The organism is Pseudomonas sp. NFACC05-1, assembly GCF_900100135.1.
GTDB classification, from domain to species: domain Bacteria; phylum Pseudomonadota; class Gammaproteobacteria; order Pseudomonadales; family Pseudomonadaceae; genus Aquipseudomonas; species Aquipseudomonas fluorescens_Q.
Genome location: NZ_FMTR01000001.1, coordinates 368,563 through 394,703, shown reverse-complemented (window position 1 = coordinate 394,703; position 26,141 = coordinate 368,563). Strand labels below are relative to the sequence as shown.

Genomic DNA, 26,141 nt, shown 5'->3' with positions numbered 1-26,141 from the left:
GAAATGCCGATGGAAGTCGATCAGGTCGTTGCTCACTGGAACGCGGAGGAAAAATCGGTTCGTGCGCGCTTGCTGGTCGCCGATACCGCGCCGCAGGATCAGATCGCCGGTCGAACAGGCATGGAAGTGTTCGAAGCGATCTTTGCTGGAGAACTGCCTCCCCCACCCATCGGCGACACGCTCGATTTCGTGCCGATTCACATGGAGCCCGGCATTGCCGTCTTTCAAGGTCGCCCACAGCGCAGGCACTACAACCCACTGGGCACCGTCCACGGCGGATGGTTCGCTACGCTGCTCGACTCGGCAGTAGGTTGCGCGGTGCACTCGACCTTGCCCGCAGGCAAGGGCTACACCACGCTGGAGCTGAAGGTCAACATGGTGCGCCCCCTGAACGACCAGGTCCCGTTGGTGCGTGCCGAGGGCAAGGTCATCCATGCGGGGCGTACAGTGGCGACGGCCGAGGGCCGGATCATTGGCCCCGACGGCAAACTGTACGCGCACGCGACGACCACCTGCCTGATCTTCGATCATCCCGCAGCCACACAGGGGATCTCTCATGGCCAAGGTTGAGACCGATCCTGGCGCACCCGTTACCCGCGAAACACGCGACGCCCAGGCCTTTGCGCCGGCACTGTCTGAAAATACCATCCCGACTTGATCAATGGTGAAAACATGAAATATGCATCCTTCGGCAAAACAGGACTGAGTGTGTCCCAGGTCGCGCTCGGGACAGGCAACTTTGGCACAGGCTGGGGCTACGGCGCGGATCCCGATGTCAGCACGGCAATCTTTAATGCCTACGCGGAGGCCGGCGGCAACTTCATCGATGGGGCCGATATCTACCAGTTCGGACAATCCGAGGAGCTGCTCGGGACCCTTCTGAAGGGCCGACGCGAGAATTTCGTCCTGGCGACCAAGTACACCAAAGGCGCGCAGCCAAATGCCGATCGCCTCGTCACCGGCAATAGTCGTAAAGCCATGGTGGCCTCGGTAGAGGCAAGCCTGAAGCGACTCGGAACCGATCGCATCGATCTCTACTGGGCGCATTGGCCGGATGATGTCACGCCCACCGAAGAAATCGTCCGTGGGTTCGAGGATCTCGCCCGCGCGGGTAAGATTCTTTATGCCGGCCTCTCCAACTTCCCTGCTTGGCGGCTATCGCGTGCCGTCACCCTTGCCGAGCTCACCCACTCGGTGCCGATCGCTGCGGCGCAATTCGAGCATAGCCTGGTCCACCGCGAGCCCGAGGCTGATCTGTTCCCGGCTTCGCAGGCGTTGGGATTGGGTATCGTCACTTGGTCGCCACTCGGCGGAGGCATGCTGACCGGTAAGTACCGCAAGGGCGAGAAAGGACGCGCCGAGGGCCTCGGTGGCAAGGTGTTCCAGGCAGAGAATAGCGAGCAGCGTACACAGGTCCTAGATACGGTGATCGCCATCGCCAACGAACTGGGCGTCAGCCCCGGTCAGGTCGCCATCGCCTGGTCCGGCACGCACGGGTCGTTGCCCATCATCGGGCCACGCTCGGTCGAGCAGTTGGCCGACAACCTCGCTGCCCTGTCGGTTGAACTGTCAGCCGAGCAGATTCATCGGCTCGACACCGTTAGCAGCTTGTCTCCTTCGATGCCAGCAAGGACAGCGACCCCTTGGGCTCGCGCAGCAGCGCAGATCGTGGCTTGAACGTGGGCGGGTGATGCAAGCCGACGACAAGAAGGCCAGACTCAACTGTATGCATCACCTGCCCGGCCCCCTTTATTGCCTGACATGTTCCTGTCAGCCTCCCGTCACCCTGACGTCAGATCGTTGCGCCTAAAGTAATGCCAGGATTGCTCCTGCGGCGACAGCGTGAACCTGCGGGAGCGAGCCTGCCCGCTCCCGCAGGAACCTGGCTTAACCAGAGATTCCGCACCCTTGGTTGCTTTTTGCCGGAGCTCTTGTCATCAGGCGGAAGGAGAAACGCAAATGAACCACCCTGACGGGCACGACAGCGCGCTTGATCAATTCATCTGGCCATCGCCAGGCGGTATCCTGAACCGCAAAGACCTGTTGCTTCGCCTGCGCGCCGAACAGCGATTCATGGCCGCACAGGACCCTGCATGCAGGCTCGATCAACAAGACTACCTGCTTTCCCTGATCGATTCGGTATCAACACGGGCCGACGGCGCCGCGCAACGCTCAGGTTTCGATGCCCGGCGAATGCGTAGCGTCATCACTGAAGCGGCCACGAGAAGCCATTGGGGCAAGCCCTCAGGCGGTTGCCGAACCCAGGGCATCGCCGCACACTACGATGCGCAGACTTGCATGGCCGCGGTACTTGATGTCGAGCTGAGCGACGAGGGGCGCTTGATTGTGCATGACACGGTATTTGTCGCTGACCTGGGCGCTGTAGAAAACCCCGGTCGCCTACGCGCCCAGCTTGAAGGCGCGTGCCTGATGGGGGTCGCATTCGTGGCATCTTCTGAATTTGATATGACGGCGGCGGATCTGTGCCCGACGATCGCCCAACGCCCCCGCTGGCCACTCGTCTCATGGCTGCCAGGCCACATCGCGGTACATTTGATCAACCCTACGGGTGCGCTCCAGGCCTGCCAGCCCAGCCAGCTGAGCTACGTACCCATCGTCCGGGCCTTGTGCAATGCGATTCGCAAAGCCTCGGACAAGCGTACCAGCGATTTGCCGCTAAAAAGCCAATCCCTCGAAAGAATGGGCGGACGTTAAGTCACTGCCGGCTTCAAATAACCCCAGCGTCAGGGCTTTCAGCGGCGCCGCACGGGTGGTTCATTACCATTTGGCAATCCGATGGCCACAAAAGCTGGGTAAAGTATTTCTTCCAACTGAGTGAGATTTCGCGCCATGCCTTCGACTCCCGGTGTCCCGTCCAGCATCCGTGGGCAACGCGGCGCGGACCTGCTCGTGGAAGTACTGCACAGCGAAAGCGTCCGCCATGTGTTCGGCAATCCGGGAACAACGGAGTTGCCTTTGCTCGATGCGCTCTCGGGCGTCTCCGATATTCACTACGTGCTCGGCCTTCAGGAGGCCTCCGTCGTGGCGATGGCCGACGGTTATGCCCAGGCCTCCGGCCGCCCCGGTTTCGTCAACCTCCATACAGCAGGAGGCCTTGGCAATGCGATGGGCGCCATCCTGAACGCGAAGATGGCGAACACGCCGCTGGTGATCACTGCGGGCCAACAGGATACCCGCCATGGCGTGACCGACCCGCTGCTTCATGGTGATCTGGTCAGCCTGGCCCGACCGAGCGTCAAATGGGCGGAGGAAATCCAGCACCCCCAACATATCCCGATGCTGTTGCGTCGCGCTCTTCAAGATTGCCGCACAGGGCCGACCGGCCCGGTTTTCCTTTCGCTACCGATCAACGTGATGGAGCAGCACACCGATGCCGATGCTGGCCAGCCGTCGCGAATCGAACGAGGTGCGGTGACTGCGGCGATTGACCCGTTGGCTGACGCCTTATCGACGGTTACCCCCGGCCGTCTGGCGATTATCGTCGGGGAAGAGGTATTCCAGTCGAATGCCCAAGTGGAAGCGGTGAGCCTCGCCGAAGCACTTGGCGCGCCGGTCTTCGGGCCATCCTGGCCCGGGCATATCCCCTTCCCCACCGCTCATCCTCAATGGCGCGGAGCCTTGCCACCCAAAGCTGCCGATATCCGCGAAACGTTCGCTGACTTCGATGCGGTCTTGCTTCTCGGCGGCCATTCGCTGATCAGTTACCAATACTCGCAAGGCCCGGCGATCCCCCCTCATTGCCGTCTCATTCAATTGACCGGCGATGGCCACCAACTGGGCAGAGTGCATGGAACGGCGCTGGGATTGATAGGCGACATCAAGCTGTCCTTGCAATTGTTGCTGCCATTACTGGATCAGGCACTGGCCCCGCACAGCCAGGCAATCGCGACGCTGCGAAATGTCGCTGCACGCGAGCGCGGTACCCGCCGAATCGAAGTGGCCGAGCGCGCGAAGCGCGAATTCAATGGGCCCGTGACAACGCCTTTCGTTGCGGCCCATGAAGCTGTCCGGGCAATCGGCCCTGATGTGTGGATCGTCGACGAAGCACCGGTCACCATCGCTCATGTGCGTGCGTGCCTGGATTCGCATTCGGCCCGCCAGTACCTGTTTACGCGCAGCGCCATCCTCGGCTGGGGCATGCCGGCGGCTGTCGGTACATCCCTTGGCCTGGACCGCACCCCGGTGGTCTGCCTGGTCGGCGATGGCTCGGCGATGTATTCACCCCAAGCGCTTTGGACAGCGGCACACGAGCGTTTGCCCGTCACCTTTGTGGTCATGAACAATGGCGAATACAACATCCTGAAAAACTACGCGCGTAACCAGACGCACTACCGAAGTGCCGGTACGAACCAGTTCATCGGCATGGACATCCGGGACCCGGCCATCGACTTCCAGGCCCTCGCCTCTTCCCTGGGGGTTGCTTCGCGCAGGGTCGAGCGCGCCAGGGATATTGCTGAAGCGGTCGAGGATGGCATTCGCTCAGGTCGCCCCAACCTTATCGAATTACCGATTATGGCTTGAAGCTAACGGGCGTTCACCTTATTGCGGCCCTGCGTCAGGCGACCGTGATCGGCATCATGGGTGATGAGTTTGATTATCCGACGCCTTCATGCCGCCATGGAAATGCACGTGCACTTGCTTGCCTAGCCCTTGGCGGGCTCAGGTATGAGGCGGCTGTATTTGTTCAGTGAGCCACTGCAGGGCTAGACTGGCGCCAGCCCAGTCTCTACGCCGGTCAACCAATGCCTCTCCCTCCGCCAGATACCGCCGAACAGACAACGTTGACCCGCGAAGTGGTGCTGCGTTACCACATGGCGTGGAAACGCCGCGATTTGGAGGCGATTCTGGCGATGTATCACCCGCAAGTGCAGTACAACGATTTCTTCCAGAACCGCAGCATGGGCCTGGCCGAGTTGCGCGCTTACATCACCAGCACGTTGCCGCGTCATCCCGATGAGTATCTTGAACACAACGACCGCATCCGTGCAGATGGCTGTACCGCATTCATCCAGTACCAGACAGCGCTGAAAGGCAGTGGCGAGCGGGTGGTTTTTCGCACCAGTGAAGCCATCACGGTATGTGATGGCCTGATCCTTCGTATAAACGAATATGCCTCACTGGTGCGCGACAGCGAGCCCCAGACTGGGCGCCACGCGCCCGCCATCAGTAAACTGGGTCTCTCGGCGCGTCAGCTGACGTTCATGGCGCGAGACTTGGCCGACTATTTTACGCGCCAGCAGCCCTTCCTCGACCCGGATCTGGACCTCGCACGGATTGCCAGCGCCACCGGGTACAGTCGCAATCAGCTGTCTTACCTGCTGAATCAAGTGCTGGGACAAAGCTTCTATCGCTACGTGACCCAAGCCCGGTTGGCCTACCTGCTTGAGCGCCTCGTCAATCACGGTGAAAACGCGCCCATCGATGCCCTTGCGGCGAGTGCCGGATTCAATTCCACCTCGGCGTTCTACAAAGCCTTCCGCAGTCATACCGGCTGCACACCCAAGGCATGGTTGAAAGCCAATTGCGCGCGTGCCCGCAGATAACACAGCCCCCGTCGCAGCGCATTAATCTCTGTCGGCAATCAACCGATGGAGCATGGGATGTCTGGCTGGGGTGGTGTGAGTTTGTGGATGGAGCAACTCGGCGAAGCGCTGACGCCGCGCCCGGCGTTGTATCAGGATCTGCAAGCAGACGTTGTGATTATCGGCGCCGGTTACAGTGGCCTCTGGGCGGCCTATTACCTTAAACAGCAAGCACCGCACCTGAACATCGTCATCGTTGAAGCACAGATTGCCGGCTTCGGCGCCTCCGGTCGCAATGGCGGCTGGTTGATGGGCAACCTGCTGGGCGAAGACCGGCTCCTGGGCCCACTACCTGCCGCGCAACGTCACGCAGGCTACCAACTGCTGCATGCAATCCCCGACGAGGTGGCGCGCGTGTGCCACCTCGAAGGCATCGATTGCGAACTGCGCAAAGGCGGCGTGCTGTACTGCGCGGCGCGTTATCCCGAGCAAGAACGGCGCCTGCGCGAACAGCTCGATGCAGTCCGCGGGCAAGGCCTGGGTGAAGACGACTACCGCTGGTTGAGCCCCCGGGCCTTGCGTGAACAGTTAAATGTGGCCCAGGCGTACGGCGCCCTGTACTCACCTCACTGCGCGACCATCCAGCCTGCACGGTTGGTACGGGGCCTGGCCGAAGCCGTCGAACGGATGGGTGTACGCATTTACGAGCAAAGCCCGGTGCTCGACTGGAAGCCAGGCCAGGTCCGAACCGAGCACGGTCGGGTGAGCGCCGATTGGGTGGTGCCGGCGGTAGAAGGTTATGCCAGTACCCTGCCCCCGTTGAACAAGCATCAACTGGCCGCGCAAAGCCTGATCGTTGCGACTGAGCCGCTCCCGGCCGATGTATGGGCCGAAATCGGCCTGACCCGTGGCCAGGCGTTCAGCGAAAACAGCCGACAAGTCACCTACGGTCAGCGCAGCCGAGACGATCGCCTGGTGTTTGGCGCCCGCGGTGGTTATCGCTTTGGCGGTCGCCTGCGCAGTGACTTCAACCTCACTCAGGCCGAACGAGCATTGCGGCAACACCTGTTTAGTGAACTCTTTCCGATCTTGCGCAATGTGCGCCTGACCCATGCCTGGGGCGGCAATCTGGGGGTTGCCCGGTCCTTTCACCCGCACATGCTCGCCGACCGTCGCCAGCGGATCGCCCTGGCGGGTGGCTACGGAGGTGAAGGTGTAGGCGCCAGCAATCTGGGCGGCCGAACCGTGGCGGCGTTGATTCTTGGCCAGGACAACGAACTGACTCGCCAGCCCTGGGTGCTGGATGACCGTCCCCTGGCCTCGTTGCCACGATGGGAGCCCGAGCCTCTGCGCTGGCTGGGTTACAACGCCATTATCCAGAGCTTCGTTCACGAGGATCAGGTATTGGCCAACCTCCATGCGCCACGCTGGCGTCGCCGGATGGCTGAAGGGCTGGCCGGTTGCATGGAACGTCTGATGAAGTCCAAGGAGCCGTTTGCATGAAGATCGATCATTTTCGCGACACCGCCCGTTTGCCGCTCGGTGAGCCTGGCGCTGTTGGTGTACCGCTGGGCGAGCCGCTTTCACAGGTTGCCACGGCATGCGTCGAGCGCGACGACGGCGTCGAGGCCGGCGTGTGGGAATGCACCCCCGGCCGCTGGCGGCGCCAGATCGTGCAGCAGGAGTTCTGCCATTTCATTCAGGGGCGTTGCACCTTCACCCCGGACGGTGGTGAGGCCCTACATATCCAGGCCGGCGACGCGTTGATGTTCCCTGCGAACACGACGGGAATCTGGGATGTACAAGAAACCGTTCGCAAGAGCTACGTACTGATTTTCTGAACTGCCTTCATCCATAACGCCTAGAACAAAGGTTGAGGTCTCGCATGTTGAAGTCGATCTTTCCGTTACTGTTGATCGCGTCTACCGCTCAGGCAGCAGACACCGTCAGGATCTACAACTGGAGCAGCTACATCGCTCCAGATACCCTGCAAAACTTTACCACCCAGACCGGGCACCAGACCCAATATGACCTGTACGACAGCAACGAGGTGCTCGACGCCAAACTGATGGCCGGCCATTCAGGCTATGACGTGGTGTTTCCGTCCAACCACTTCATGGCCCGGCAAATCACGGCCGGCGCACTCAAACCGCTGGACCGCAGCAAGCTCCCGAACTGGCACAACCTCAACCCGACGCTGATGAAGGTTCTGGAGGCCAATGACCCTGGTAACCGCTACGGTTTTCCCTACCTGTGGGGCAGCACCGGCATCGGCTACAACGTGGCCAAGGTCAAGGCGGTCCTGGGCGATGTACCGATAGACTCGTGGGACATTGTGTTCAAGCCGGAAAACATGAAGAAACTCGCCCGATGCGGCGTGGCGATGCTCGACAATGGTCCCGAGATCCTTCCCATCGCCTTGAACTACCTTGGCCTGCCGCATCACAGCAAGGACAAGGCCGACTACGAGAAGGCGCAGGCCTTGCTACTCAAGGTGCGCCCCTATGTGAGTTACTTCCACAACTCCAAGTACACCAGTGACCTTGCGACGGGTGACGTGTGTCTGGTCGTAGGATTTTCCGGCGATGTGATGCAGGCCGCAGCGCGAGCCAATGAGGCCGGGAATGGCCAGCAGATCGCCTACGCCATCCCCAAGGAAGGCTCACCGATGTGGTTCGACATGGTCGCCATGCCCGCCGATGCGCCGAATGAAGGCGCCGGCTACGAATTTCTCAACTACCTGCTGGACCCCAGGGTCATGGCTGGCATCAGCAATCATGTGCACTATGCCAACGGCAACACTGCCGCCGAGGGGCTGGTCGACAAGGCCATCCGCAACGACCCGATGGTGTACCCGCCTGACAGCGTGATGAAAAAACTCTTTGTACTGGAGGCAATGCCATTAGAGAACGACCGGCTGCGCACACGGGTCTGGAGCCGGATTAAAAGCGGGCAATGAAACCTGTCGCCGATGAAGCAGACACCCGGATCATCGGCGACATCTCCCGGGTCTCATCAGCCCTCTCGCGCATCGGGCAGGCGCAAGCGATCTATTTCGTCAAAGAGATTACAAAAGACGTCCACCAGGAAAGGATCGAACTGGGTACCGGCTTGATCAGTGATGAAACGCCTTGAGCACTCGACATCCCAAGCCTGCTTATAGGCTCGAGGCATCCTTATGGCGTCATACACATCGCATATCGACACAATCCTTGCCGATAACGGGATTTCCTTGCCCCGCAATCCCTTTGGATAGCCGGTGCCATCCCAACGCTCATGATGCGACAGGGCAATTTCCGCTGCCAGGTCCGTCAACGGCGAACCCTCTGGGTCATGCAGGATTTCATAACCAATGCGGGCATGCTCCTGCATGATCACCCGCTCCTGCGGCGTCAATGCTCCAGGCTTTTGCAGAATGGCATCTACAATGCCAATTTTTCCAACGTCGTGCATCGGTGCAGCCATCCTCATGAGGTCACACCATTGAGCGGGCATGCCGATAGCCTTGGCCAACAAAGCCGCGGACTCGCCAATACGGATAATATGCTGCCCCGTGTCGTCATCACGATAGCTGGCTGCTCGACTCAAGCTGCTGCTGATCGCCTTGTAGCTGGAAGCCAGCTGGGCCGTGCGCAGCTCCACTTTGCGCTCGAGTTCAGCATTGACGTCGCGCAGCAGCTTGGCCGCCTGCGCCAGCTCCAGGCAATTACGCACCCTGAGCAACACTTCAGGAAGATCAATGGGTTTGGAGATGAAGTCGTTGGCGCCCCTTTCCAATCCTTTGCGCCTGTTCTGCTGATCACTCAAGGCCGTCACGATGATGACCGGTGACTCCGTGCGGTCACGTGTATTGAGGCGATCAAGGATCTCGAAGCCGTCGGGTGCGGGCATGTCCAGGTCCAACAACAGCAGGTCCCAGGCGTTCGCAAGCAACCAGTCCAGTCCTTTGGCAGAGTCGCTGAATGTGGTGATGTTCTGCAGGCCCACGGCTCGCAAGCATGAATCCAGAAGCCGGAGATTGGTGGCCACATCGTCGATAATGACGATCCTGCTTTGCGAATTTACTTTGGCAAACATACATCCGCCCTCCCCGTGGCGAGCGTCAAGACCAGACTACGAATACTCTGCCTCTCCAATGGAGAAGCGACGATGGCCTGGCATTCAAGGTGGCCAACCGAAGCGTGATCGACGGCCGCACGGACCACGATGATCGACATTGCAGTCGTTGGGATACTCGTGCGCAAGCCGCTGAAAAAAGTGTTCAGCACGGGTACAGGGTCGGTAGTGGCGACGATCAATACGCTGACCGCCGTGGCATCAAGCACGAGACTGGCATCGGCCAAGGTATTGACCCGATCCAACTCAAAATCGCCGATCAACGCCTCTCGAACCACGTCACCATCCTGAGGGTCGTTACTCACCAACAGGACGCGTGGCAAGGCTATCGTCGACACTTTGGACGCGTTCCCCGGCACAGGAAGCGCCGCCGAGCACATGTCGATCCAGAAAGTCGTCCCCCCTTCGACGTCGCTTTCGAAGCCCATGGTGCCGTGCATCAGGAGCGCCAGGTCTCGGCACAACACCAAGCCAATGCCAGTTCCCGGGATGGACGAGTTCTCTTTTCCCAAACGCTGGAAGGGCCTGAACAGCTCGCCCTGCAAAGCCGGGGAAATGCCCATCCCGGTATCTGTCACATAAAGACGAAGCCTGGCTCCGTCCTCGACAACCGAAGCCCCCAGAGTGACGTCTCCACCTGGCCGGTTGTACTTGATTGCATTGGATAACAGATTGATCAGGACCTGCTTGAGGCGGCGCTTATCCGCCCAGACATGCCATGTATCCAGAGGAACATTGATGTGCAAGGTCTGGCCATGCGCCGCGACTTGCTGCTGGACCAGGTCAGCGCAGCTGGATAACAGGCTTGCCACGTGTACGGGCTTGAGATCGAGCAGGGGTTTCTCGGCCTGCAAGCTGGAGAGATCAAGCAGATCGTCCACCAACTGCATGAGGTGCTCACTGGCTTTGATGATCTCCTGCAGGTTGGCCGTCTCTTCCAATGCCGGGGCAGGCGACTGCATGAGCCCCAACTGGGCAAACCCGTAGATCGCATTCAATGGCGTCCGCAGCTCATGGCTCATGCTGGAGATGAATTTGGACTTGGCGGTACTGGCGGCCTCTGCCTCCAGGGTTTTCTCCCGCAGATCCAACTGGGTCTGCTTGAGTGTCGTGATGTCGACACACGCCACGACCACGACACTGGAATCCTCCAGCCGGGAGGATTCCAGCGTACGGCCCCGGCAAAGGATCCAGATCAGCTTTCCATGCACGTCCCTGATCCGGAACTCCACTTCCGGCGCCACGCTTGCACTGCCCCTGGCCTCTTCCAGGAACTGGGTGAAGGTTTGCCGATCCTCAATGGGAATGCTCTGCAGCAATGTCGCCATGGGCACTTCATTGGCGGCAAAACCGAAGCGCTGGCACAGGGCACCCTTGAGAATAAAACGCTGCCGTTTCGGGTAGTACTCCCAGAGCCCTTCGGCAAAACTCTCCATGACCAACTCCAGACGTTGCTGTGTGGAGCTGCGAATGAACTCGGCCTGGGCCAGCTGCCTGCCCATCCCCAGTGCCTGGTTGGACATTGACCACAGTTCGGTGATATCGGAAGGACTTGCCGCTGGTTGCCAGTTACCCCGGCCGATCTCTCGCATCATGCGTGAGACCCCTTGCACCGGTGTGCTCAACTGGCGACTGAGGTCACGCGTACGCCACCACATGAAGGCAAAGAACAAGGCATAGAACACCACCAGCCCCGCGATCAACAGGTACCCCACATCGCGGTAATGACTGGCCAGCAGATTGGTTTCCTGCATGGCCGCGGCTTCGTCCACTACCGCCAACAAGAGCCAGCCGGTGGTGGGGATCCCACTCCAGGCGACCAGATGAGGCCGTCCATTCAACGTCAGCGCAACGATGCCCTCTGGATGGCCCGGCAAGTTCTTATTGAGACTGGCGAGGTCCGGATAACGAGTGAGGTTCAAATCCGGCGATTGCAAGCGCTCGTGATCGACAGGCTCTCCAGCGGGCTGGTTCTCGGCGGCTCGCAGGGAAAAATCACGTTGCCCCGCCTTGGGCACGGCCATGATATCGAGCTTATTGTTGACCAGCATCAGGTAGCCACCCCAAGGCATCTTCAACTGCTCGATTTGCTTCAAGATCCCGTCGACCGTTACATCGACCCCGGCTACGCCCTCCAGGAAGTCGCCGCTGTAGACCGGCGCAATGGCAGACATCATCCACCCCTGGCCGGCGGGATCCAGGTAGACATCCGTCCAGACTACTTTTTTATCAGGATTATGTTTTGCATCGGCCAAGTAGTAGAAGTTGTATTGGGTGATGTCCATATCATGTGGGTACTGCTCAAGCGTATTAAACCAGGGATAAATCCGGTTATAGCTGTCCCACGTATTGAAATAGATGCTGGCAATCAGAGGATCCCCGTCCTTCAACTGCTTCATCATGAAGTCCTGGTTCGCCAGCAGCGATATCTTGTAGAGGTCCTGCTTTTGCAGCGGGGTGACATTCGAATAATACGAGGCGGACGCCCCGTCGTTCGCTGCGCTGTAGCGGACACCATCGGCACTTACTGCAAGCGATGCCGCCACGGGAGGCTGGTTTTCGGTGAGTTCATGCTCAGTGGACTTGGCATAAAGACTGATCGCTTTGTGAACCTGCTCCAATTGTCCTTGCACCAACAGCGCATTCTGCTGAACCGATACCTGTATGTCGCGAGTTGCACTTTGATGCAGGTGCTCGATCTGGGAATTTCGAATGGACTGGTTCGTGATGAAGTAAGTGGTGATCAGCACGCCTTCTACCAAGACGAGCGGCAACAGGCTGGTACTGGCAAATGCCCGCCAGATCCATCTGCGCAAACTGACCCTCTTCTTTGAAGCTGCTTGCATAGGCACGCTCGTTGCGCTGGCCACACGCTCGATATCACAATGACATCATTGTGGTCTCATCCTTGATATCTGTCCAAGGGAACCCTGCTCCTTTCGTCCGCGGACAAAAAACCGTGAGCAGCCTTATGACCATAGTCGAACACTGGATTTTGCTCTCAAGACTTTAAGCTATGCTCAAGAGCGGGTTACCAGAGGATGGACGAATGGATTCAGCCATTGCGGTAGCAACACCGGACACGCAGGGTGCGGATGACGTGGGTGTCTTGTTGCTGGATGCCCAGGGGGCCCTGCTCATTATGGACGACTGCGCCAGCGGATTGCTGGGGCTAAGCGAGACCGCCGCATTCCTGGTTCCCTTGCCTTCCCTGTTTTCCCTCAAGCCGCTGATGTTTGAACAGCACATCACCCATGCCCGACTCAAGGGTAGCTGGCATTTCCAGGGCATGTCGGCCGGTGGCGACACGCTGAGTGTGAAGCTCGACTACAAAGCGCAACAATCCACCTACCTGGTAAAGATCCACCGCGCCGAACACATCCATCTTGCCGAACAGGATTATCGCTTGGCGTTCGACTCCGCCGGCACGGGCCTGGCCTTGTTGCGGATGAGCGGTGAATGGATCGCGGCCAATCGAATGCTGTGCCAGATGCTTGGCTACACCGAAGAAGAACTTCGCGCCACCTCTTTCCAGCGTTTGACGCATCCGGACGACGCCGACCTCAATAAGGAAGAATTGCACAGGCTCATCCAGGGACACCGCGCAAGCCTGACACTGGAAAAACGCTACATCCGTAAGGACGGCAGCACGCTGTGGGCACGCCTGACCGTGGGCATCGCCCGTAACGCTGATGCTGAAGCACTTTACTTCGTATCGCAGCTGGAAGACATCAGTGAACATCTCGCCTTGCGCCAGGCATTGTTCAATAACGAACAGAAGTACCTCTCACTGGCCAAAAGCTCACAAAACATCATCCTTCGCTACAACCGGCTAGGACAACAGATCTATGCCAATCCAGAGCTTGAACGCGCCCGAGGTTTTCCCAACACTCATATCACCGAACGCGCCTCGACGCCCAATCAGCTCGACGAGTACTTTCGCACGCAGGTGGAACTCACGTTATCAACCGGCGTAGCGAACACGTTTCTGCTGGAAAACAAGGACTCGCATTCACGTCGTTCCATGGATTTCCTGTGCAACCTGACCCCGGAGCATGACGAAACAGGCAAGCTGTGCGGGGTGCTGGTCACCGCCCAGGATATCAGTGCGTTGCGCCGGCAGGAGCGCGCCGAGAATGCGCGCTCGGCCATTTTCCAGAAGATGGTCACCCACGACTCTCTCCTGGAGGTGCTGCCCCTGCTCGGCGCCTACCTGGATATTCTGACACCCGAGTTTCACAACGCCATGGCGTTCAAGGCTATCCCTGGCGACGACTCCCCTGGCGCGCCGCCTACGGATACGCCCTCGATTGCAACCTGCCTGGCCGAAGATCTCGATCGACATCCCGAGCTGTTCGAACACCATCGTTTCATCGCCGATTTGAGAAGCGATGCCTCGGGCTTCGCTTTCAGCCAGCCCGCCTTGCAGGCAGGCTACCGGGGTTGCTGGGTAGAACCGGTGATCAATAAGACCGGCGTCACGCTGGGCGCCATCCTGTTGTTCGTCGGTGACGACACCCCACTGAGCGAGCAGGACCGCAAGCATGCGCAAATGGCCAGTCATATCGCTGCCATCGCCTGGGAACGCTGCTCAGCCCACAGCCACCTGGCCCAAAGCGAACGTCGTTACCGCGAAGTCTTCGACCATTCACAAGACATGCTTTGCCTGCTCGCGGTGGATGCCGACCAGCAACTCAGTTGCCTGGAGGCCAATCCGAAGCTGTGCGAGATGCTCGCCAAGAGCCATTCGGACATGATCGGCCAACCGTTGGGCCAATGCTTGGAGCAAGAAGCCGCAAGTATTGTCGAGGCTATCTGTCTGCACTGCATTGCCGTGGGCGCGCCCATCGAACTGGATGCGCATCTGCCTTGCGGTCAGCGCTCACTCGTTGTGCATTTCAATCTGGTGCCCGTCGCCGATTCAAATGGGCACTTGCATCGCCTGGTATGCATTGCTCGCAACATCACCGATATCCGGGAAGCGCAGCGCAACGAACTGGCCCGGCAGCAGGAAATCGGCACACTGGTTGAGAACTCTCCAGATGGTATTGCACGCCTGAGTCGAACGGGTGAACTGTTGTTCATCAATCCGGCGCTGGAAACCTGGTTGGATCGCCCGCAAATCGACTTGCTGCACAAGGACCTGCTCGAAATTCTGCCGAAAAACCTGCAGAGCCAATTGTTCCATGCAGCCGTCATCGAAGCCGTGGAAAAGGGCCAGCCCCTGGAGCATGAGTATGTGCTCACCGAGCAGCATCGACTGCAACGCGTCTATCACATCAGCCTCGTTCCCGAGCAGGACATCCAGGGGAAAATTGCCACCGTGCTGGCGGTCGTTCGCGATATATCACAGCTGCGCCTGGCCGAACTGCGCCTGGCATCGCTCAACAAGCAACTGCGCCAATTGATGTCCAGCCGCGAAAGTGCGCGGGAAGAGGAACGCAAGCTGATCGCCCAGGAGATCCACGATGAGCTCGGGCAACATCTGACCGCAATCCGCATGGGCACTTCGCTGCTGCGCTTCCAGTACGGCGAACAACTGCCCCAGCTCAGTGAACAAGTCGCACGCCTGCTGCAACTGATCGACCAGACGGTGCAGGTGGTGAGAAATATTTCCACCAGCCTGCGCCCTTCCATCCTCAACATGGGTATCGCCGCGTCCCTGGAATGGCTGACCGACACCTTCAAGCAGCAATGGGGCATCGACTGCAACCTGCAGATTCATCCGCCGACAATTCGCCTGGACGATGCCAGCGCAACCGCCGCATTTAGAATCGCCCAGGAGTCGCTGACCAACATTGCCCGGCACGCCGAAGCCACCCGGGTCAATATCACGTTTGAGCAAGGCGACAATGGCTGGTCGCTGGAAATCGCCGACAACGGCAAAGGCTTCGAGCAACGTGAACAATCGTCCAGGACCCTCGGCTTGCTGGGCATGCGCGAACGGGGCCTGACTTTGGGAGGGACCACCATCATCTCCAGCAGCATCGGCAGCGGTACTACCGTTCAATTGCGCGTACCTGTCTCAAGGAGTCACGACTCATGATCCGTTTAATGGTGGCCGACGATCACACGATCATGCGCGAAGGCCTCAAGCAACTGTTCGCGCTGGTCAAGGATTTTTCCGTGGTGGCGGAAGCGGAAAATGGTGCCCAGGTCCTGGAGTTGCTGCGCCACACAGACATCGACGTGCTACTGCTCGACATGACCATGCCCGGTTCAAGTGGCGAGGATCTGATCGGCCGTATCCACGCCCATTACCCCAAGCTGCCGATGCTCATCTTGAGCATGCACAATGAAGCCCACATTGCCCAACGTGCGCTGCGCGCCGGCGCCTCGGGCTACATGACCAAGGACCGCGACCCGGAAGCGCTGCTGGCAGCGATCCGCAAGGTGAGCACCGGCGCGCGCTATCTCGATCCACAACTGGCCGAGCAGATCGCCCTTCAGAGCAGCGGCGTAACGCCCGAAAGCGCTTCGCAGAGCCTGACCTCGCGTGAATTCCAGATCCTGCGCATGCTGGCTCAAGGGCTGAGCGTCAACCAAATCGCCGAACAACTGGTGATCAGCAATAAAACCGTCAGCACCCACAAGACTCGGCTGATGGAGAAGATGTGCTTTGCCACCAGCACAGACCTGGTGCGCTACGCCTTGAACGAAGGACTGGTCTGAAACGACGGCACGATCTCAGGGCTGATGTCCGCGAACGCCAAGGATGGCCGAAGCAATCTGCTCCAGTGGCAACTCGCGCTCGACCGCGCCCAGCTTGAAGGCCTCGCGTGGCATGCCATACACCACACAAGAGTCTTCATCCTGCCCCAGGGTCCTGGCGCCGGCATCGCGCATTTCCTTGAGGCCACGAGCACCATCATCGCCCATGCCCGTCATGATGATTCCAAGGGCATTGCTGCCGGCGCTGCGTGCGACCGAACGGAACAGGACATCCACCGAGGGTCGATGTCGGCTGACGGGAGGTCCCTGGACAATATCCACCTGGTACTGGGCACCGCTGCGCTTGACCAGCATATGGGTGCCACCCGGTGCGATCAGCGCCCGCCCGGGAATGATGCGATCACCCTGTACCGCCTCGCGAACCTCGATTTCGCAAACGTGATTGAGGCGCTCGGCGAATGCGGCGGTAAATTTCTCTGGCATGTGCTGCACCACGACAATGCCCGGACACACCCGCGGCAATCCTTGGAGTACCTGTTCCAGGGCCTGGGTGCCGCCGGTGGAAGTACCGATGGCAACGATACTTTCAGTCGTGCGCACCATGGCCACGGACGCAGGGGGCAGAATCGAGTCGGCACTGAGCCGGGGCGGTACGTCGACAGGCGCCCGGGCGCCCGCTACCCGCCGCAGGTTGGCCTTTGCCGCGGCCCTGACGGCCTGGATCAGATCGTCCGCACTTTCGGTCAGGAACTGTCGAAGGTTGGATTGCGGCTTGGTGACGATACTGACGGCACCAGCCGCCAGTGCCTGCAAGGTGGTCTTGGCGCCCTTCTCGGTCAGCGTCGAACAGATCACCACCGGCGTAGGCTTCTGCGCCATCAGTTTTTTCAGGAAGGTAATGCCGTCCATTCGTGGCATCTCGACGTCCAACACGATGACGTCAGGCCATTGCCTGCTCATCTTCTCCATGGCGTACACCGGATCGGCGGCGACGTCGATAACCTGGATTCCACTGGCCTGGTTCAGGGCTGCACTCAGCACCTGGCGCACCACGGCGGAATCATCCACGATCAAGACCTTGATATCCGTCATATGGCTTTACTCTTGGGCGACTCGAATACTTTGCGTACCGAGTCGGCATGATTGAGTTGAAGGCATCCAGTGCCTACATCGAACACCAGGTGGCGATACCCCTGGCCACCGACGTGATAGGCCCGGCACTGCAACCCATGGTCCTGGATCAGGCTCCTGGCGGCATTGACGTTCTGTTGGCCGATCCCGGTAGCGTCACCGCGATACACCCCGGGAAACATGTCAGCCCCGCCAAAAAGACTCACTTCAAACTGCTCGGGCCGAGCGCCCGCCTGATGAATGCACTCGAACAACAGCAACAACGCATCCGTCGCGTAACGACCGTTCAGGTGTCCCGCGCCGCGCCCGCCCCGACGAGGCAACATGAAATGACACATGCCGCCCAACAAGCGTTGCGGATGCCAAAACACCAGGGCGACACAAGACCCCAGCACGGTACATAAGCGCATTTGGCGTCCTCCGAACGCCACATCACCGGGCTGCAAGAAATATTCGGTCACCTGAACCATCTCAAGCGTCCGGTTTGCGGTAGATAGAGGGTTTGACCAACTGCAATTCATCGCTGATGCCATTCAGGCTTTCCGAATGACTCACGATGAAGTAGCCACCTGGCCGCAGGTGTTTGCTCAAGCGCCTCACCACTTCAGACTTGGTCTGGTTATCGAAATAGATCATCACATTGCGCAGGAAGATCACGTCGAACTGCCCTACCGAAGGCAGCGCATTGTTCAAGTTGATCGAAGTGAAGGTAATCCGTGACGCCAACGCGCGGTCGACCATGAAAATGCCGTTGTTGCTGCCCACACCCCTCAGGCAGTACCTGTTCAACAACGCCTCGGGAATGCCGCGGATACCGTCCAGTGGGTAGCGTCCGCTTTGGGCTTTTTCCAACACCCGGCTACTGATATCGGAAGCGAGGATCTCCCATGGCCGGGTGCCCAGGCTGTCGGCCAGCACCATGGCCAGGGTGTAGGGTTCTTCCCCCGTGGAACAGGCACCACTCCAGATACGTACCGGGGCATTGCCACGAAGTTCGGGAAGTACCACGTCGCGCAGAAACTCAAAATGCTTGGGTTCGCGGAAAAAGTAGGTTTCGTTGGTGGTCAGCAAGTCCACTGCCATTTGCAACTCGGTCCGGTCCTTCATCAACAAGCGGTAATAGCTGCCGTAGGTGGTCAAGTTGAAAAACTGCAAGCGCTTGGCCAGGCGGCCGCTGACCAGCTGTTTCTTGGCAACGGATAGGCTGATCCCGGCGATTTCATGAATCATTGCTCGAAACTGCTGGAACTCGTTGTCGGAGAGCACGACGTTCATGGTCTTAGCCCGTCGGCGTTGATGTTCGAAGGGAGCAGCGCCGACCAGTCCTCGCTACTGAGCATGTGCTCGATGTCCAGTAACAAGACGAAACGGTCACTGAGCTTGCCGATTCCCACCACAAATGCAGGACTAAGGCGGCCCTGGAGTGCCGGTGCCGGCTCGATCTGCTCGGCCGGTATCTCCAGCACTTCGCTGACTGCATCCACGATGATGCCCACCAGGCCTGCGCCGCCGCTGCCGTGGACCTCCAGCATGACGATGCAGGTACGTGGGTTTTCCAGGGTCTGGACGCCCCCAAAACACAGCCCGAGGTCCAGCACAGGAATGGCCGCTCCGCGCAGATTGGTGATGCCGCGAACCTTCGCTGGCGCCATCGGCAACGGCGTAATCGGTCCGTATTCGACAATTTCCCGTACGCACAGGGTGCCTACCGCGAACATCTCCTGGCCCACGCTGAAGGTCAGGTACTGTGGCGCTGCCGTCCCCGGGGCAGGCAGGCGCGAGGCAGATATGGACATGGTTCACTCCTAGGGATCCACCGTAGACGGCAGCATCCATCTCAAGACAACGTAGGCATGCCTGAGCGCTACAACTCAGTGCAACTGGCGAGCGATCTCACTGACACACAACACCTGGTCGATCTGAAGCACAGTCAGGAACGCACCTCGCACCTTGACCATCCCTCGAATGAAGTCTTCACGGATCCGGTTTCCGATCGCCGGAGCGGCCTTGATGTCGGCCAACTCGATTTCGATCACCTCGCTCACCGAGTCGACCACGATACCCAGCACTTGCGGCTCGTCTTCCTGAACCAGTTCCAGGATAACGATGCAGGTTCTGTTGCCTTGCTGCGTGGCGCCCTTGCTAAAGCGCGCCTGCAGATCGATCACCGGCACCACCGAACCGCGCAGATTGATCACTCCGCGGATAAAATCCGGCATCATCGGTACGCTCGTAACCTGGCCGTACTCGATGATTTCTCGCACGCACAAGGTATCGATCGCATAGACCTCCCTGGCGGATACAAACGTCAGGAATTGCAGGAATTCGCTGTCACACGGATTCTGCTGCGCATGCTCGAAATGGCTCAAGACTGCAGGTTCCATGTCTCAACTCCCGAAGCGAATGAAACCGCCTTCCTGGGCATGCTCACTGCTTTGCATGCCGCCCAGACTGGAGGAAGCGGCCCGTGGAACGGCGGAAACCGCAACCCGACCCTGCAAGGTGAAAAAGCCCATCAACTCTTGCAACTGCTCGGCCTGGCTACTCATTTCCTCGGCGGTAGCAGCCAGCTCTTCGGACGCCGAGGCGTTTTGTTGAGTGATCTGGCTCATCTGCGACATGGCGGTATTGATCTGCTCCGAGCCGATGGACTGCTCTTCGGATGCAGCGGCAATCTCCTGAACCAAATCAGAGGTCTTGGTAATCGAGGGCACGATTTCATCAAGCAGGTTGCCGGCCCGCTCAGCCAGGGCAACACTGTTCTTGGCCACCTGGCCGATTTCCTGTGCCGCGACCTGGCTGCGTTCGGCGAGCTTGCGCACCTCAGCGGCGACAACCGCGAAGCCCTTGCCATGCTCGCCGGCACGGGCCGCTTCGATGGCCGCGTTGAGCGCCAGCAGGTTCGTCTGGTAGGCAATCGAATCAACGATTCCTATCTTCTCGGCGATGGTTTTCATGGCCGAGACGGTGTCCTTGACGGCCTGTCCACCTTCGCTTGCCTCCTTGCTCGCCTTGCCGGCCATGCCATCGGTCACTTTGGCATTCTCGGTGTTCTGGGAAATCGACGCCGACATCTGTTCCATCGACGCCGACGTCTCTTCAACCGACGCCGCCTGTACCGAAGCCGACTGGCTGATGCTTTGGGCCGTGGCGGAAATCTCTTCCGAGGCACTGGACAGCGAATCGGCGGAACTGCGCACCTCGCCAATGATCTGCGAAAGCTTGCTCACCGTTTCATTGACCGCGTGCTTCAGGTCTTGCAGGCTGCCCTGGTAATCACCTTTGACGCTGCGGGTCAGGTCACCACCGGACAGGGCCACCATGACCTCCATCGCCTCGTTGAGAGGGGCAACGATGGAGTCCAGCGTGCTATTGATCCCCGCCACGATGCGGCGGAAATCCCCTTGATGGCGAGTACTGTCCGCACGGGTATCGAGCCGACCGACTACCGCATTCTCGCTGAGCATCTGGGTGTCTTCGATCAGCGCCTGGACGTTGCGGCGCAGTTGCTCGATGTTGTCGTTGATAAAGGCTTTTTTGCCCGGGAACTGGGCCAGGGGTGCCGACAGGTCACCTTCGCCGAAGGAACGTATGCAAGCCATGGCCTGTTTCTTCACGCTGATGTGACCATTGACCATGTCGTTGATGCCCTGGGCAATCTGACGGTACGAGCCTTGGAATCGCTGTACGTCGATCTGCACATCAATGTCGCCTTTCTCGTGCTCGTCCGACATGTGATGCATCTCTTCGATCAACGCCGTGATGGTGCTGCGAAGATGCTCGATGGTGACGTTAATAAAGGCTTTCTTGCCGGGGAACGCTTGCAGGGACGCCTGCAGGTCGCCCTCACTGATCGACTTGATGCAGGCCATGGCTTGCTTCTTGACGCTGATATGCCCACTGACCATATCGTTGATGCCTTGGGCCATCAGTCCATAGCTGCCAGCAAAGCGCGCCGCATCGATCTGCACGTCGATGTCGCCTTTATCGTGCTCTGCGGACATGTGATTCATTTCGCTGATCAGTTGGTTCAAGGTCCCGCTCAGCCGGTCCAGGGAGCCCATCAGCCCGGTACGTTCAGGGCCATTGTTGCCGCCCTGCACATCCAGTTGCCCGGCCACCAACCGCTCGGCCACCCGCCGGAGATCATCGGGCTCGCCACCCAATGTGTGGAGCAGCCGGCGTACCAGGAAGAAACCGAGCAAGCAGATGACCAGCAAGGTGGCGCCGCCGACCAACGCGATGCTGTAGATCGCCGTCTGTTCGGTCGATGCCGCGACCGCCGCATTCTTGCGCCCCAGGTCCAGGTTGTACTGACGGATATCGTTCAAGGCGGAAGTGACCTTTTCGCGCGTCACCTCCAGGTCGAGCAGCAGACTACGGGCTTCAGGGACGGCATTCTTGAGGGCATTATCGAAACGTTCCGTGCCTCGGTTGTATTCATTGACCGTGCTGCGCAAGGCGCTGAGCAGCGTCGCATCATGATCATCGGAGACGAACTCTTTCTGGTAGCGATCCAGCGCCTGGAGCACCGTTTCCTTGTCGCTTTGCTGGGGACTTCCGGCGGTTCCGGACAGACTCTGCCATTGCCGGCTGTGGCTGTCCGCCAGGGCCAGGGCCACGTGATCCAGCAACTGCAGGCTGGGCACTGTGTTGACTTGCGCATAGCTGGCCGTGCTCCTGACCCCGCCCATCAGGTAAAGACTGAGGCTGACCAGAATCAGGATGCCCAACAGGGCTGAGGCGACCAGCAGCGAGATATTTTTTTTGACGGTCATGATGCTGTACTCCAGGGAGAACTATTGAGTCAATTCAGGGCTGAGGGTCATACCGTGTTTCTGCCGGCTGGCGACTTGCCCGAGTAGTTTGGGAATATCCAGGATCAACGCTACTGCTCCGTTCCCCAGGATGGTGAAGCCGCCCAATCCATGGGCCGTACCGAAAATCTTGCCCAGCGGCTTGATCACCGTCTGGAACTCTCCCAGCAATTGATCGACGACCAGGCCCACCCGCATCCCCGCGTAATGCACGACCACGATGTTTTCACGGCCATGGTTAGGCTCGTCGATGGCAAACATCTCGCGCAGGCGCAGGACTGGAAGAACCGAGCCTCGCAAGTCCAGGAAGTCCTGACTGCTGCCGTCGTCGGTCGACAGCTCGATGCACTCCTCGACCAGGTCCAGCGGCACGACATAAGAGGCATTGCCTACCCCGATCAGAAAGCCATCGATGATGGCCAGGGTCAGCGGCAGGCGGATACGCACCGTGGTGCCTACGCCCTCTTCGCTTTCCAGATTGACCGAGCCGCGCAGGGCAACGATGTTCCGTTTGACGACATCCATCCCCACGCCGCGCCCGGACAGGTTGCTGACCTGGTCGGCAGTGGAGAAGCCTGGCTCGAAAATCAGATTGAGAATGTCGCCATCGGTCAGCGATTGCCCTTCGGCGACGAGACCGCGTTCCATCGCCTTGGCCAGGATGCGTTGCTTGTTCAGGCCACCACCGTCGTCGCTGACTTCAATGACGATGCTGTTGGCCTCGTGATAAGCGTTGAGGCGAACCGTGCCCTGCTCCGGCTTGCCACGGTCTCGGCGCAATTGGGAAGATTCGATGCCGTGGTCCATGGCGTTGCGCACCAGGTGGGTCAGGGGATCGCCAATGCGTTCGACTACCGTCTTGTCCAACTCGGTCTCGGCGCCGAGTACTTGCAAGGCGATGTCCTTGCCCAGTTCCTTGGAGACGTCGCGCACCACCCGCTGGAAGCGGTTGAATGTGCCGCCGATCTGCACCATCCGCAGGGTCAGGGCGCAGTCACGCACCTCCTCGACAAGACGCGAGAGCGAGCTGGTCGCTTCAATCAACTCGCCAATGCCGCTTTGGATGGCCCCCAGATTGGCGCCAGCGCCGGCGATGATCAGCTCGCCCACCAGGTTGATCAATTGATCCAGTTTTCCGGCGTCGACCCGAATCAGATTACCTTCGGCCGGACGGGCCTCTTTTGCCCCCCGACTCTTGGTGACGTCCTCGCGGGCTGCCTGGTCTGGTGCCACGGGGGCAACCGCATTGGCTGTCGACTCGCCAGAAGAAGGACTGGCCAGCCAGGCTTCACGGGTGACGGAACCACAGGCGATGAAGGCCTCGACCATGGCATCGGGCTCGGCATCGAGACGACCGATCAAAGCCCGCAAGCCGGTCAGGTCACCGTTGCACGGCAACACGCAGATCTGACTGCCCTCACGAACGAAGTCGAAGGCCCCTTCAATGGTGGCCTGGTCGGCGTCACTGACAAACCCCAGCTCAAATCCCAGGTAACACGTTTCCGGATCCATCGCCGAGATATCCGGCATGCCCTCGGTGATGCACACGACCGCGCTGATCTGGCCGAAACTGCTGAGGTAACGCAACAACGACAGCGGGTCCATACCGTTGCGCAAAACGTCGGGACACAGGCGAAGGGAGATATGCCAATGCACGGCGCAAGTCGATTGCAGCGGTTCGAACGTTGCCAGGGACTGCACCGGTTCTGGACTGGGTTCCAGGTAGCGGTTGAGACGCTCGACCAACGCCGCTCCCAGCCGCTCGTGCTCTGCGGTCATGCCTTGCAGGTCGCCGTGGCTGGCCAGCAATTCAATCAGCGTGCACAAGTGGTCCCGCACGTCCAGGAACAAGGCACTCAGCGATTCGTCCACCCGCAGTTCATGTCCACGGACCCGATCCAGCACGCTTTCTGCCACATGGGTAAAGGCAACGATCGGCGTGAAGCCAAACAGGCCGGCAGAACCTTTGATGGTATGGGCGACGCGAAACAAGGCGTTGATGGTGTCGACATCATCCGGCGCCTGTTCGATCTGCAGCAACGCCTCCTCCATCAGCAGCAAAAGCTCCTGGCTTTCGGCGATGAACGTTCGTAGCACGTCGTCCAGATTCATGGGCGAACTCATGGCTTCAACCTCTCTGCTGAAGGGCCGGAGCCGACTGGTCGAAAAAGCTGTGCAACCCACTCATGTCCAGTGCATCAAGCACCGCCGTACTGTGGTTGCTCAGCAGCAGGTTGGAACCCTGGCGCAGCGACTCCTGTTTGATCAGCACCAACAACTGGAGCCCGGCGGTATCCATTTCGTCCACGCCGCCCAGATCCATTTCGACTTCCTGAGCCAACGGAAACAGCTCCAGCAACAGGTCTTTGCGTTCGGCTGCGGTGTAAATGGTCAGCGGCCCTTCGAGAACCAGAATCCGACGCAGACAAGCCGTGGTGTTTGTCATGACAACCTCCTTTCCAGGGACTCTGGGCGGTGCTACGGCATGATCAGTTTGGAGACGGCACCGAGCATCTGCGCCGGTTGGAAGGGCTTGACCATCCAAGCCTTGGCACCGACGGCCTGGCCCTGTTGCTTCATGGCCTCTCCGGTTTCGGTGGTCAGCATGATCACGGGCGTGAACTTGTAGGCCGGCAGTTGTTTAGCGGCCTTGATGAAGCTGAGGCCGTCCATGTTCGGCATGTTCACGTCACTTACAATCAGGTGGATCTTGCGTCCGTCGAGCTTGGTCAGGGCGTCACGACCGTCAACACCTTCGATGACCTCGTATCCGGCGCCCTTCAAGGTGATGCTCACCACTTGGCGAATGGAAGCAGAGTCATCGACAATCAGGATGGTTTTGCTCATGGGGAAACTCCCTAGAAAAAAGTGATCTCGGATGAAGTACTGCTCACCACAGGCTTACCGTGATGGATCGCATGCTGTTCAGGCATGGTGTAGGTGCTTGCCAATTGCTCAAGCCAGGCATCCGCGATGATCGGGGCCGGTGAGCCGCCGGCGAGCGCGAATTGCTGGCGTTCGACGATATGCCCGTGCAGCTTGCCAAGGTCGTTGTTGACCAGGGAAAGCATCTGGCCGACTCGATCCTGGAACTGCAGGGCGACCAGCACCCCCGATATCTCGCTGGCAACGTTTTCGCTCTGCTGCTGAAGACTGCTGCTGGTATCGACGATGGCCTGGGCGTTGTGCCGGAAGTGCTCGATCACCTGGGACACCAGTTGCTCTGAATGAGCCAGGGTTTGCGAATCCTGCTGCGCCTGGTGCTGGGATAGCTCGACGGTGCGAGAGATGGCAGCGTTGACGGCATTGACCGTTTCGCTGATTTTCTGCCCCGTCCCCCCGGATAAACTGGACAGTTTGCGTACCTCATCCGCCACTACCGCGAAGCCGCGTCCGGCATCCCCTGCCCGCGCCGCTTCAATAGCGGCGTTGAGTGCCAACAGATTGGTCTGCTGGGCAATATCACCGACGAACTTGGCCATCTCCTGCAATTGAGAGGTGAAATCGGAAAGGAGCATTACCTCCTTGAGTTGCGACTCCTTGCGCAAAAGCGCATCGCGAAGGGCAACCATGATCGAGTCCAGGTCCCGCTGGCCGACTTCAAGAATTTCCAGCAACCGCGCGCCCGAACTCTGGTCCGCGCCGTGGGAGGCAGAAGCACTGATGTCCCCCGACAGCGTCGCGAAGCGGCTACTCAGCTTGAGGATCGACTCCTCGCTGAGGATGCGCGCTGCATCGATCTGGTGGCTCCAGATCGGCAGTACCTGCGCGCATACCTCGCCCAATCCTTCATCCGGCGAAGCGGTCAGCGCAACGTGAAGTGGCTGATCGTCGCCTTGCTCTGCGTGCGGCCGATTGCTCA

General features: G+C 59.4%; 20 protein-coding genes and 3 pseudogenes. 10 read left to right on the top strand and 13 right to left on the bottom strand.

Annotated elements, in window-relative coordinates; translation table 11 throughout:
- The first annotated feature begins 9 nt into the window (after window positions 1-9).
- From BLO97_RS01805 to BLO97_RS01770, 8 genes are all read left to right on the top strand, one after another.
- Window positions 10-570, top strand: coding sequence for a PaaI family thioesterase (locus BLO97_RS01805; RefSeq protein WP_092142276.1), 561 nt, complete (start codon window positions 10-12; stop codon window positions 568-570).
- A 102-nt stretch (window positions 571-672) separates the two neighbouring features.
- On the top strand, window positions 673-1,677 hold the full coding sequence (locus BLO97_RS01800) for an aldo/keto reductase (RefSeq protein ID WP_092142279.1): 1,005 nt from the start codon (window positions 673-675) through the stop codon (window positions 1,675-1,677).
- Window positions 1,678-1,959: 282 nt separating this feature from the next.
- Window positions 1,960-2,715 carry a molybdopterin-dependent oxidoreductase gene (locus tag BLO97_RS01795; protein WP_092142282.1) on the top strand — a complete coding sequence of 252 codons (756 nt, stop codon included), beginning with the start codon at window positions 1,960-1,962 and terminating at the stop codon, window positions 2,713-2,715.
- Window positions 2,716-2,850: 135 nt separating this feature from the next.
- On the top strand, window positions 2,851-4,542 hold the full coding sequence (locus tag BLO97_RS01790) for a thiamine pyrophosphate-binding protein (RefSeq protein WP_092221703.1): 1,692 nt from the start codon (window positions 2,851-2,853) through the stop codon (window positions 4,540-4,542).
- 221 nt (window positions 4,543-4,763) lie between these two features.
- Window positions 4,764-5,564 (top strand): helix-turn-helix domain-containing protein, encoded by an 801-nt coding sequence (locus BLO97_RS01785; protein ID WP_092142288.1) that lies wholly within the window; start codon window positions 4,764-4,766, stop codon window positions 5,562-5,564.
- 57 nt (window positions 5,565-5,621) lie between these two features.
- Window positions 5,622-7,046: an NAD(P)/FAD-dependent oxidoreductase gene (locus BLO97_RS01780; RefSeq protein WP_092344608.1), complete on the top strand. Its 1,425-nt coding sequence runs from the start codon at window positions 5,622-5,624 to the stop codon at window positions 7,044-7,046.
- Window positions 7,043-7,384 (top strand): cupin domain-containing protein, encoded by a 342-nt coding sequence (locus BLO97_RS01775; protein WP_092168971.1) that lies wholly within the window; start codon window positions 7,043-7,045, stop codon window positions 7,382-7,384. Before BLO97_RS01780 ends, BLO97_RS01775 begins: the two co-directional genes overlap by 4 nt.
- 44 nt (window positions 7,385-7,428) lie before the next feature.
- Entirely contained in the window at window positions 7,429-8,502 is a 1,074-nt protein-coding gene (locus BLO97_RS01770; protein ID WP_092221699.1) for a polyamine ABC transporter substrate-binding protein, read from the top strand.
- A 56-nt stretch (window positions 8,503-8,558) separates the two neighbouring features.
- Here the strand turns inward: BLO97_RS01770 and BLO97_RS01765 are convergent, their stop codons facing one another.
- Both BLO97_RS01765 and BLO97_RS01760 read right to left on the bottom strand, forming a co-directional pair.
- Window positions 8,559-9,620, bottom strand: a complete 1,062-nt coding sequence (locus BLO97_RS01765; RefSeq protein WP_092142299.1) for an HD-GYP domain-containing protein — start codon at window positions 9,618-9,620, stop codon at window positions 8,559-8,561.
- Window positions 9,605-12,505 (bottom strand): sensor histidine kinase, encoded by a 2,901-nt coding sequence (locus BLO97_RS01760; RefSeq protein WP_092344606.1) that lies wholly within the window; start codon window positions 12,503-12,505, stop codon window positions 9,605-9,607. Before BLO97_RS01760 ends, BLO97_RS01765 begins: the two co-directional genes overlap by 16 nt.
- Before the next feature lie 203 nt (window positions 12,506-12,708).
- Here BLO97_RS01760 and BLO97_RS01755 point away from each other — a divergent pair, with 203 nt between their 5' ends.
- The gene (locus BLO97_RS01755; RefSeq protein ID WP_256571567.1) at window positions 12,709-15,705 is read left to right on the top strand and encodes a sensor histidine kinase; all 2,997 of its coding nucleotides are present in this window, start codon (window positions 12,709-12,711) and stop codon (window positions 15,703-15,705) included.
- Window positions 15,702-16,331 carry a response regulator gene (locus tag BLO97_RS01750; protein WP_092221693.1) on the top strand — a complete coding sequence of 210 codons (630 nt, stop codon included), beginning with the start codon at window positions 15,702-15,704 and terminating at the stop codon, window positions 16,329-16,331. Before BLO97_RS01755 ends, BLO97_RS01750 begins: the two co-directional genes overlap by 4 nt.
- 15 nt (window positions 16,332-16,346) lie before the next feature.
- Here the strand turns inward: BLO97_RS01750 and BLO97_RS01745 are convergent, their stop codons facing one another.
- The 11 genes and pseudogenes from BLO97_RS01745 to BLO97_RS32135 form a co-directional block, all read right to left on the bottom strand.
- Entirely contained in the window at window positions 16,347-17,423 is a 1,077-nt protein-coding gene (locus BLO97_RS01745) for a protein-glutamate methylesterase/protein-glutamine glutaminase (RefSeq protein WP_092142314.1), read from the bottom strand.
- Window positions 17,420-17,872, bottom strand: coding sequence for a chemotaxis protein CheD (locus BLO97_RS01740; protein ID WP_086936772.1), 453 nt, complete (start codon window positions 17,870-17,872; stop codon window positions 17,420-17,422). Before BLO97_RS01740 ends, BLO97_RS01745 begins: the two co-directional genes overlap by 4 nt.
- A 61-nt stretch (window positions 17,873-17,933) precedes the next feature.
- Entirely contained in the window at window positions 17,934-18,737 is an 804-nt protein-coding gene (locus BLO97_RS01735; protein WP_092142317.1) for a CheR family methyltransferase, read from the bottom strand.
- Window positions 18,734-19,258: a chemotaxis protein CheW gene (locus BLO97_RS01730; RefSeq protein WP_063321781.1), complete on the bottom strand. Its 525-nt coding sequence runs from the start codon at window positions 19,256-19,258 to the stop codon at window positions 18,734-18,736. The genes BLO97_RS01735 and BLO97_RS01730 overlap by 4 nt, the downstream gene beginning before the upstream one ends.
- Window positions 19,259-19,333: 75 nt before the next feature.
- Window positions 19,334-19,846, bottom strand: a complete 513-nt coding sequence (locus tag BLO97_RS01725) for a chemotaxis protein CheW (protein WP_063321782.1) — start codon at window positions 19,844-19,846, stop codon at window positions 19,334-19,336.
- Window positions 19,847-19,849: 3 nt separating this feature from the next.
- A pseudogene (locus BLO97_RS32145) lies at window positions 19,850-20,686 on the bottom strand (methyl-accepting chemotaxis protein); the annotation flags it as partial.
- Window positions 20,687-20,698: 12 nt separating this feature from the next.
- A pseudogene (locus BLO97_RS32140) lies at window positions 20,699-21,370 on the bottom strand (HAMP domain-containing protein); the annotation flags it as partial.
- An 891-nt stretch (window positions 21,371-22,261) separates the two neighbouring features.
- Complete coding sequence (locus tag BLO97_RS01715; protein ID WP_092344602.1) at window positions 22,262-24,391, bottom strand: chemotaxis protein CheA; 2,130 nt, start codon at window positions 24,389-24,391, stop codon at window positions 22,262-22,264.
- 16 nt (window positions 24,392-24,407) lie between these two features.
- A complete protein-coding gene (locus BLO97_RS01710) occupies window positions 24,408-24,725 on the bottom strand; it encodes an STAS domain-containing protein (protein WP_092344600.1) in 318 nt (105 codons plus the stop codon).
- 32 nt (window positions 24,726-24,757) lie between these two features.
- The gene (locus tag BLO97_RS01705) at window positions 24,758-25,126 is read right to left on the bottom strand and encodes a response regulator (RefSeq protein WP_013692986.1); all 369 of its coding nucleotides are present in this window, start codon (window positions 25,124-25,126) and stop codon (window positions 24,758-24,760) included.
- An 11-nt stretch (window positions 25,127-25,137) separates the two neighbouring features.
- A pseudogene (locus BLO97_RS32135) lies at window positions 25,138-25,746 on the bottom strand (methyl-accepting chemotaxis protein); the annotation flags it as partial.
- Window positions 25,747-26,141: the final 395 nt, after the last annotated feature.

Excerpts from the sequence above, each read along its gene's own strand:
- BLO97_RS01805 (WP_092142276.1), top strand. The coding sequence starts at position 10 with ATGGAAGTCGATCAGGTCGTTGCTCACTGGAACGCGGAGGAAAAATCG.
- BLO97_RS01800 (WP_092142279.1), top strand. The coding sequence starts at position 673 with ATGAAATATGCATCCTTCGGCAAAACAGGACTGAGTGTGTCCCAGGTC.
- BLO97_RS01795 (WP_092142282.1), top strand. The coding sequence starts at position 1,960 with ATGAACCACCCTGACGGGCACGACAGCGCGCTTGATCAATTCATCTGG.
- BLO97_RS01790 (WP_092221703.1), top strand. The coding sequence starts at position 2,851 with ATGCCTTCGACTCCCGGTGTCCCGTCCAGCATCCGTGGGCAACGCGGC.
- BLO97_RS01785 (WP_092142288.1), top strand. The coding sequence starts at position 4,764 with ATGCCTCTCCCTCCGCCAGATACCGCCGAACAGACAACGTTGACCCGC.
- BLO97_RS01780 (WP_092344608.1), top strand. The coding sequence starts at position 5,622 with ATGTCTGGCTGGGGTGGTGTGAGTTTGTGGATGGAGCAACTCGGCGAA.
- BLO97_RS01775 (WP_092168971.1), top strand. The coding sequence starts at position 7,043 with ATGAAGATCGATCATTTTCGCGACACCGCCCGTTTGCCGCTCGGTGAG.
- BLO97_RS01770 (WP_092221699.1), top strand. The coding sequence starts at position 7,429 with ATGTTGAAGTCGATCTTTCCGTTACTGTTGATCGCGTCTACCGCTCAG.
- BLO97_RS01765 (WP_092142299.1), bottom strand. The coding sequence starts at position 9,620 with ATGTTTGCCAAAGTAAATTCGCAAAGCAGGATCGTCATTATCGACGAT.
- BLO97_RS01760 (WP_092344606.1), bottom strand. The coding sequence starts at position 12,505 with ATGCAAGCAGCTTCAAAGAAGAGGGTCAGTTTGCGCAGATGGATCTGG.
- BLO97_RS01755 (WP_256571567.1), top strand. The coding sequence starts at position 12,709 with ATGGATTCAGCCATTGCGGTAGCAACACCGGACACGCAGGGTGCGGAT.
- BLO97_RS01750 (WP_092221693.1), top strand. The coding sequence starts at position 15,702 with ATGATCCGTTTAATGGTGGCCGACGATCACACGATCATGCGCGAAGGC.
- BLO97_RS01745 (WP_092142314.1), bottom strand. The coding sequence starts at position 17,423 with ATGACGGATATCAAGGTCTTGATCGTGGATGATTCCGCCGTGGTGCGC.
- BLO97_RS01740 (WP_086936772.1), bottom strand. The coding sequence starts at position 17,872 with ATGCGCTTATGTACCGTGCTGGGGTCTTGTGTCGCCCTGGTGTTTTGG.
- BLO97_RS01735 (WP_092142317.1), bottom strand. The coding sequence starts at position 18,737 with ATGAACGTCGTGCTCTCCGACAACGAGTTCCAGCAGTTTCGAGCAATG.
- BLO97_RS01730 (WP_063321781.1), bottom strand. The coding sequence starts at position 19,258 with ATGTCCATATCTGCCTCGCGCCTGCCTGCCCCGGGGACGGCAGCGCCA.
- BLO97_RS01725 (WP_063321782.1), bottom strand. The coding sequence starts at position 19,846 with ATGGAACCTGCAGTCTTGAGCCATTTCGAGCATGCGCAGCAGAATCCG.
- BLO97_RS01715 (WP_092344602.1), bottom strand. The coding sequence starts at position 24,391 with ATGAATCTGGACGACGTGCTACGAACGTTCATCGCCGAAAGCCAGGAG.
- BLO97_RS01710 (WP_092344600.1), bottom strand. The coding sequence starts at position 24,725 with ATGACAAACACCACGGCTTGTCTGCGTCGGATTCTGGTTCTCGAAGGG.
- BLO97_RS01705 (WP_013692986.1), bottom strand. The coding sequence starts at position 25,126 with ATGAGCAAAACCATCCTGATTGTCGATGACTCTGCTTCCATTCGCCAA.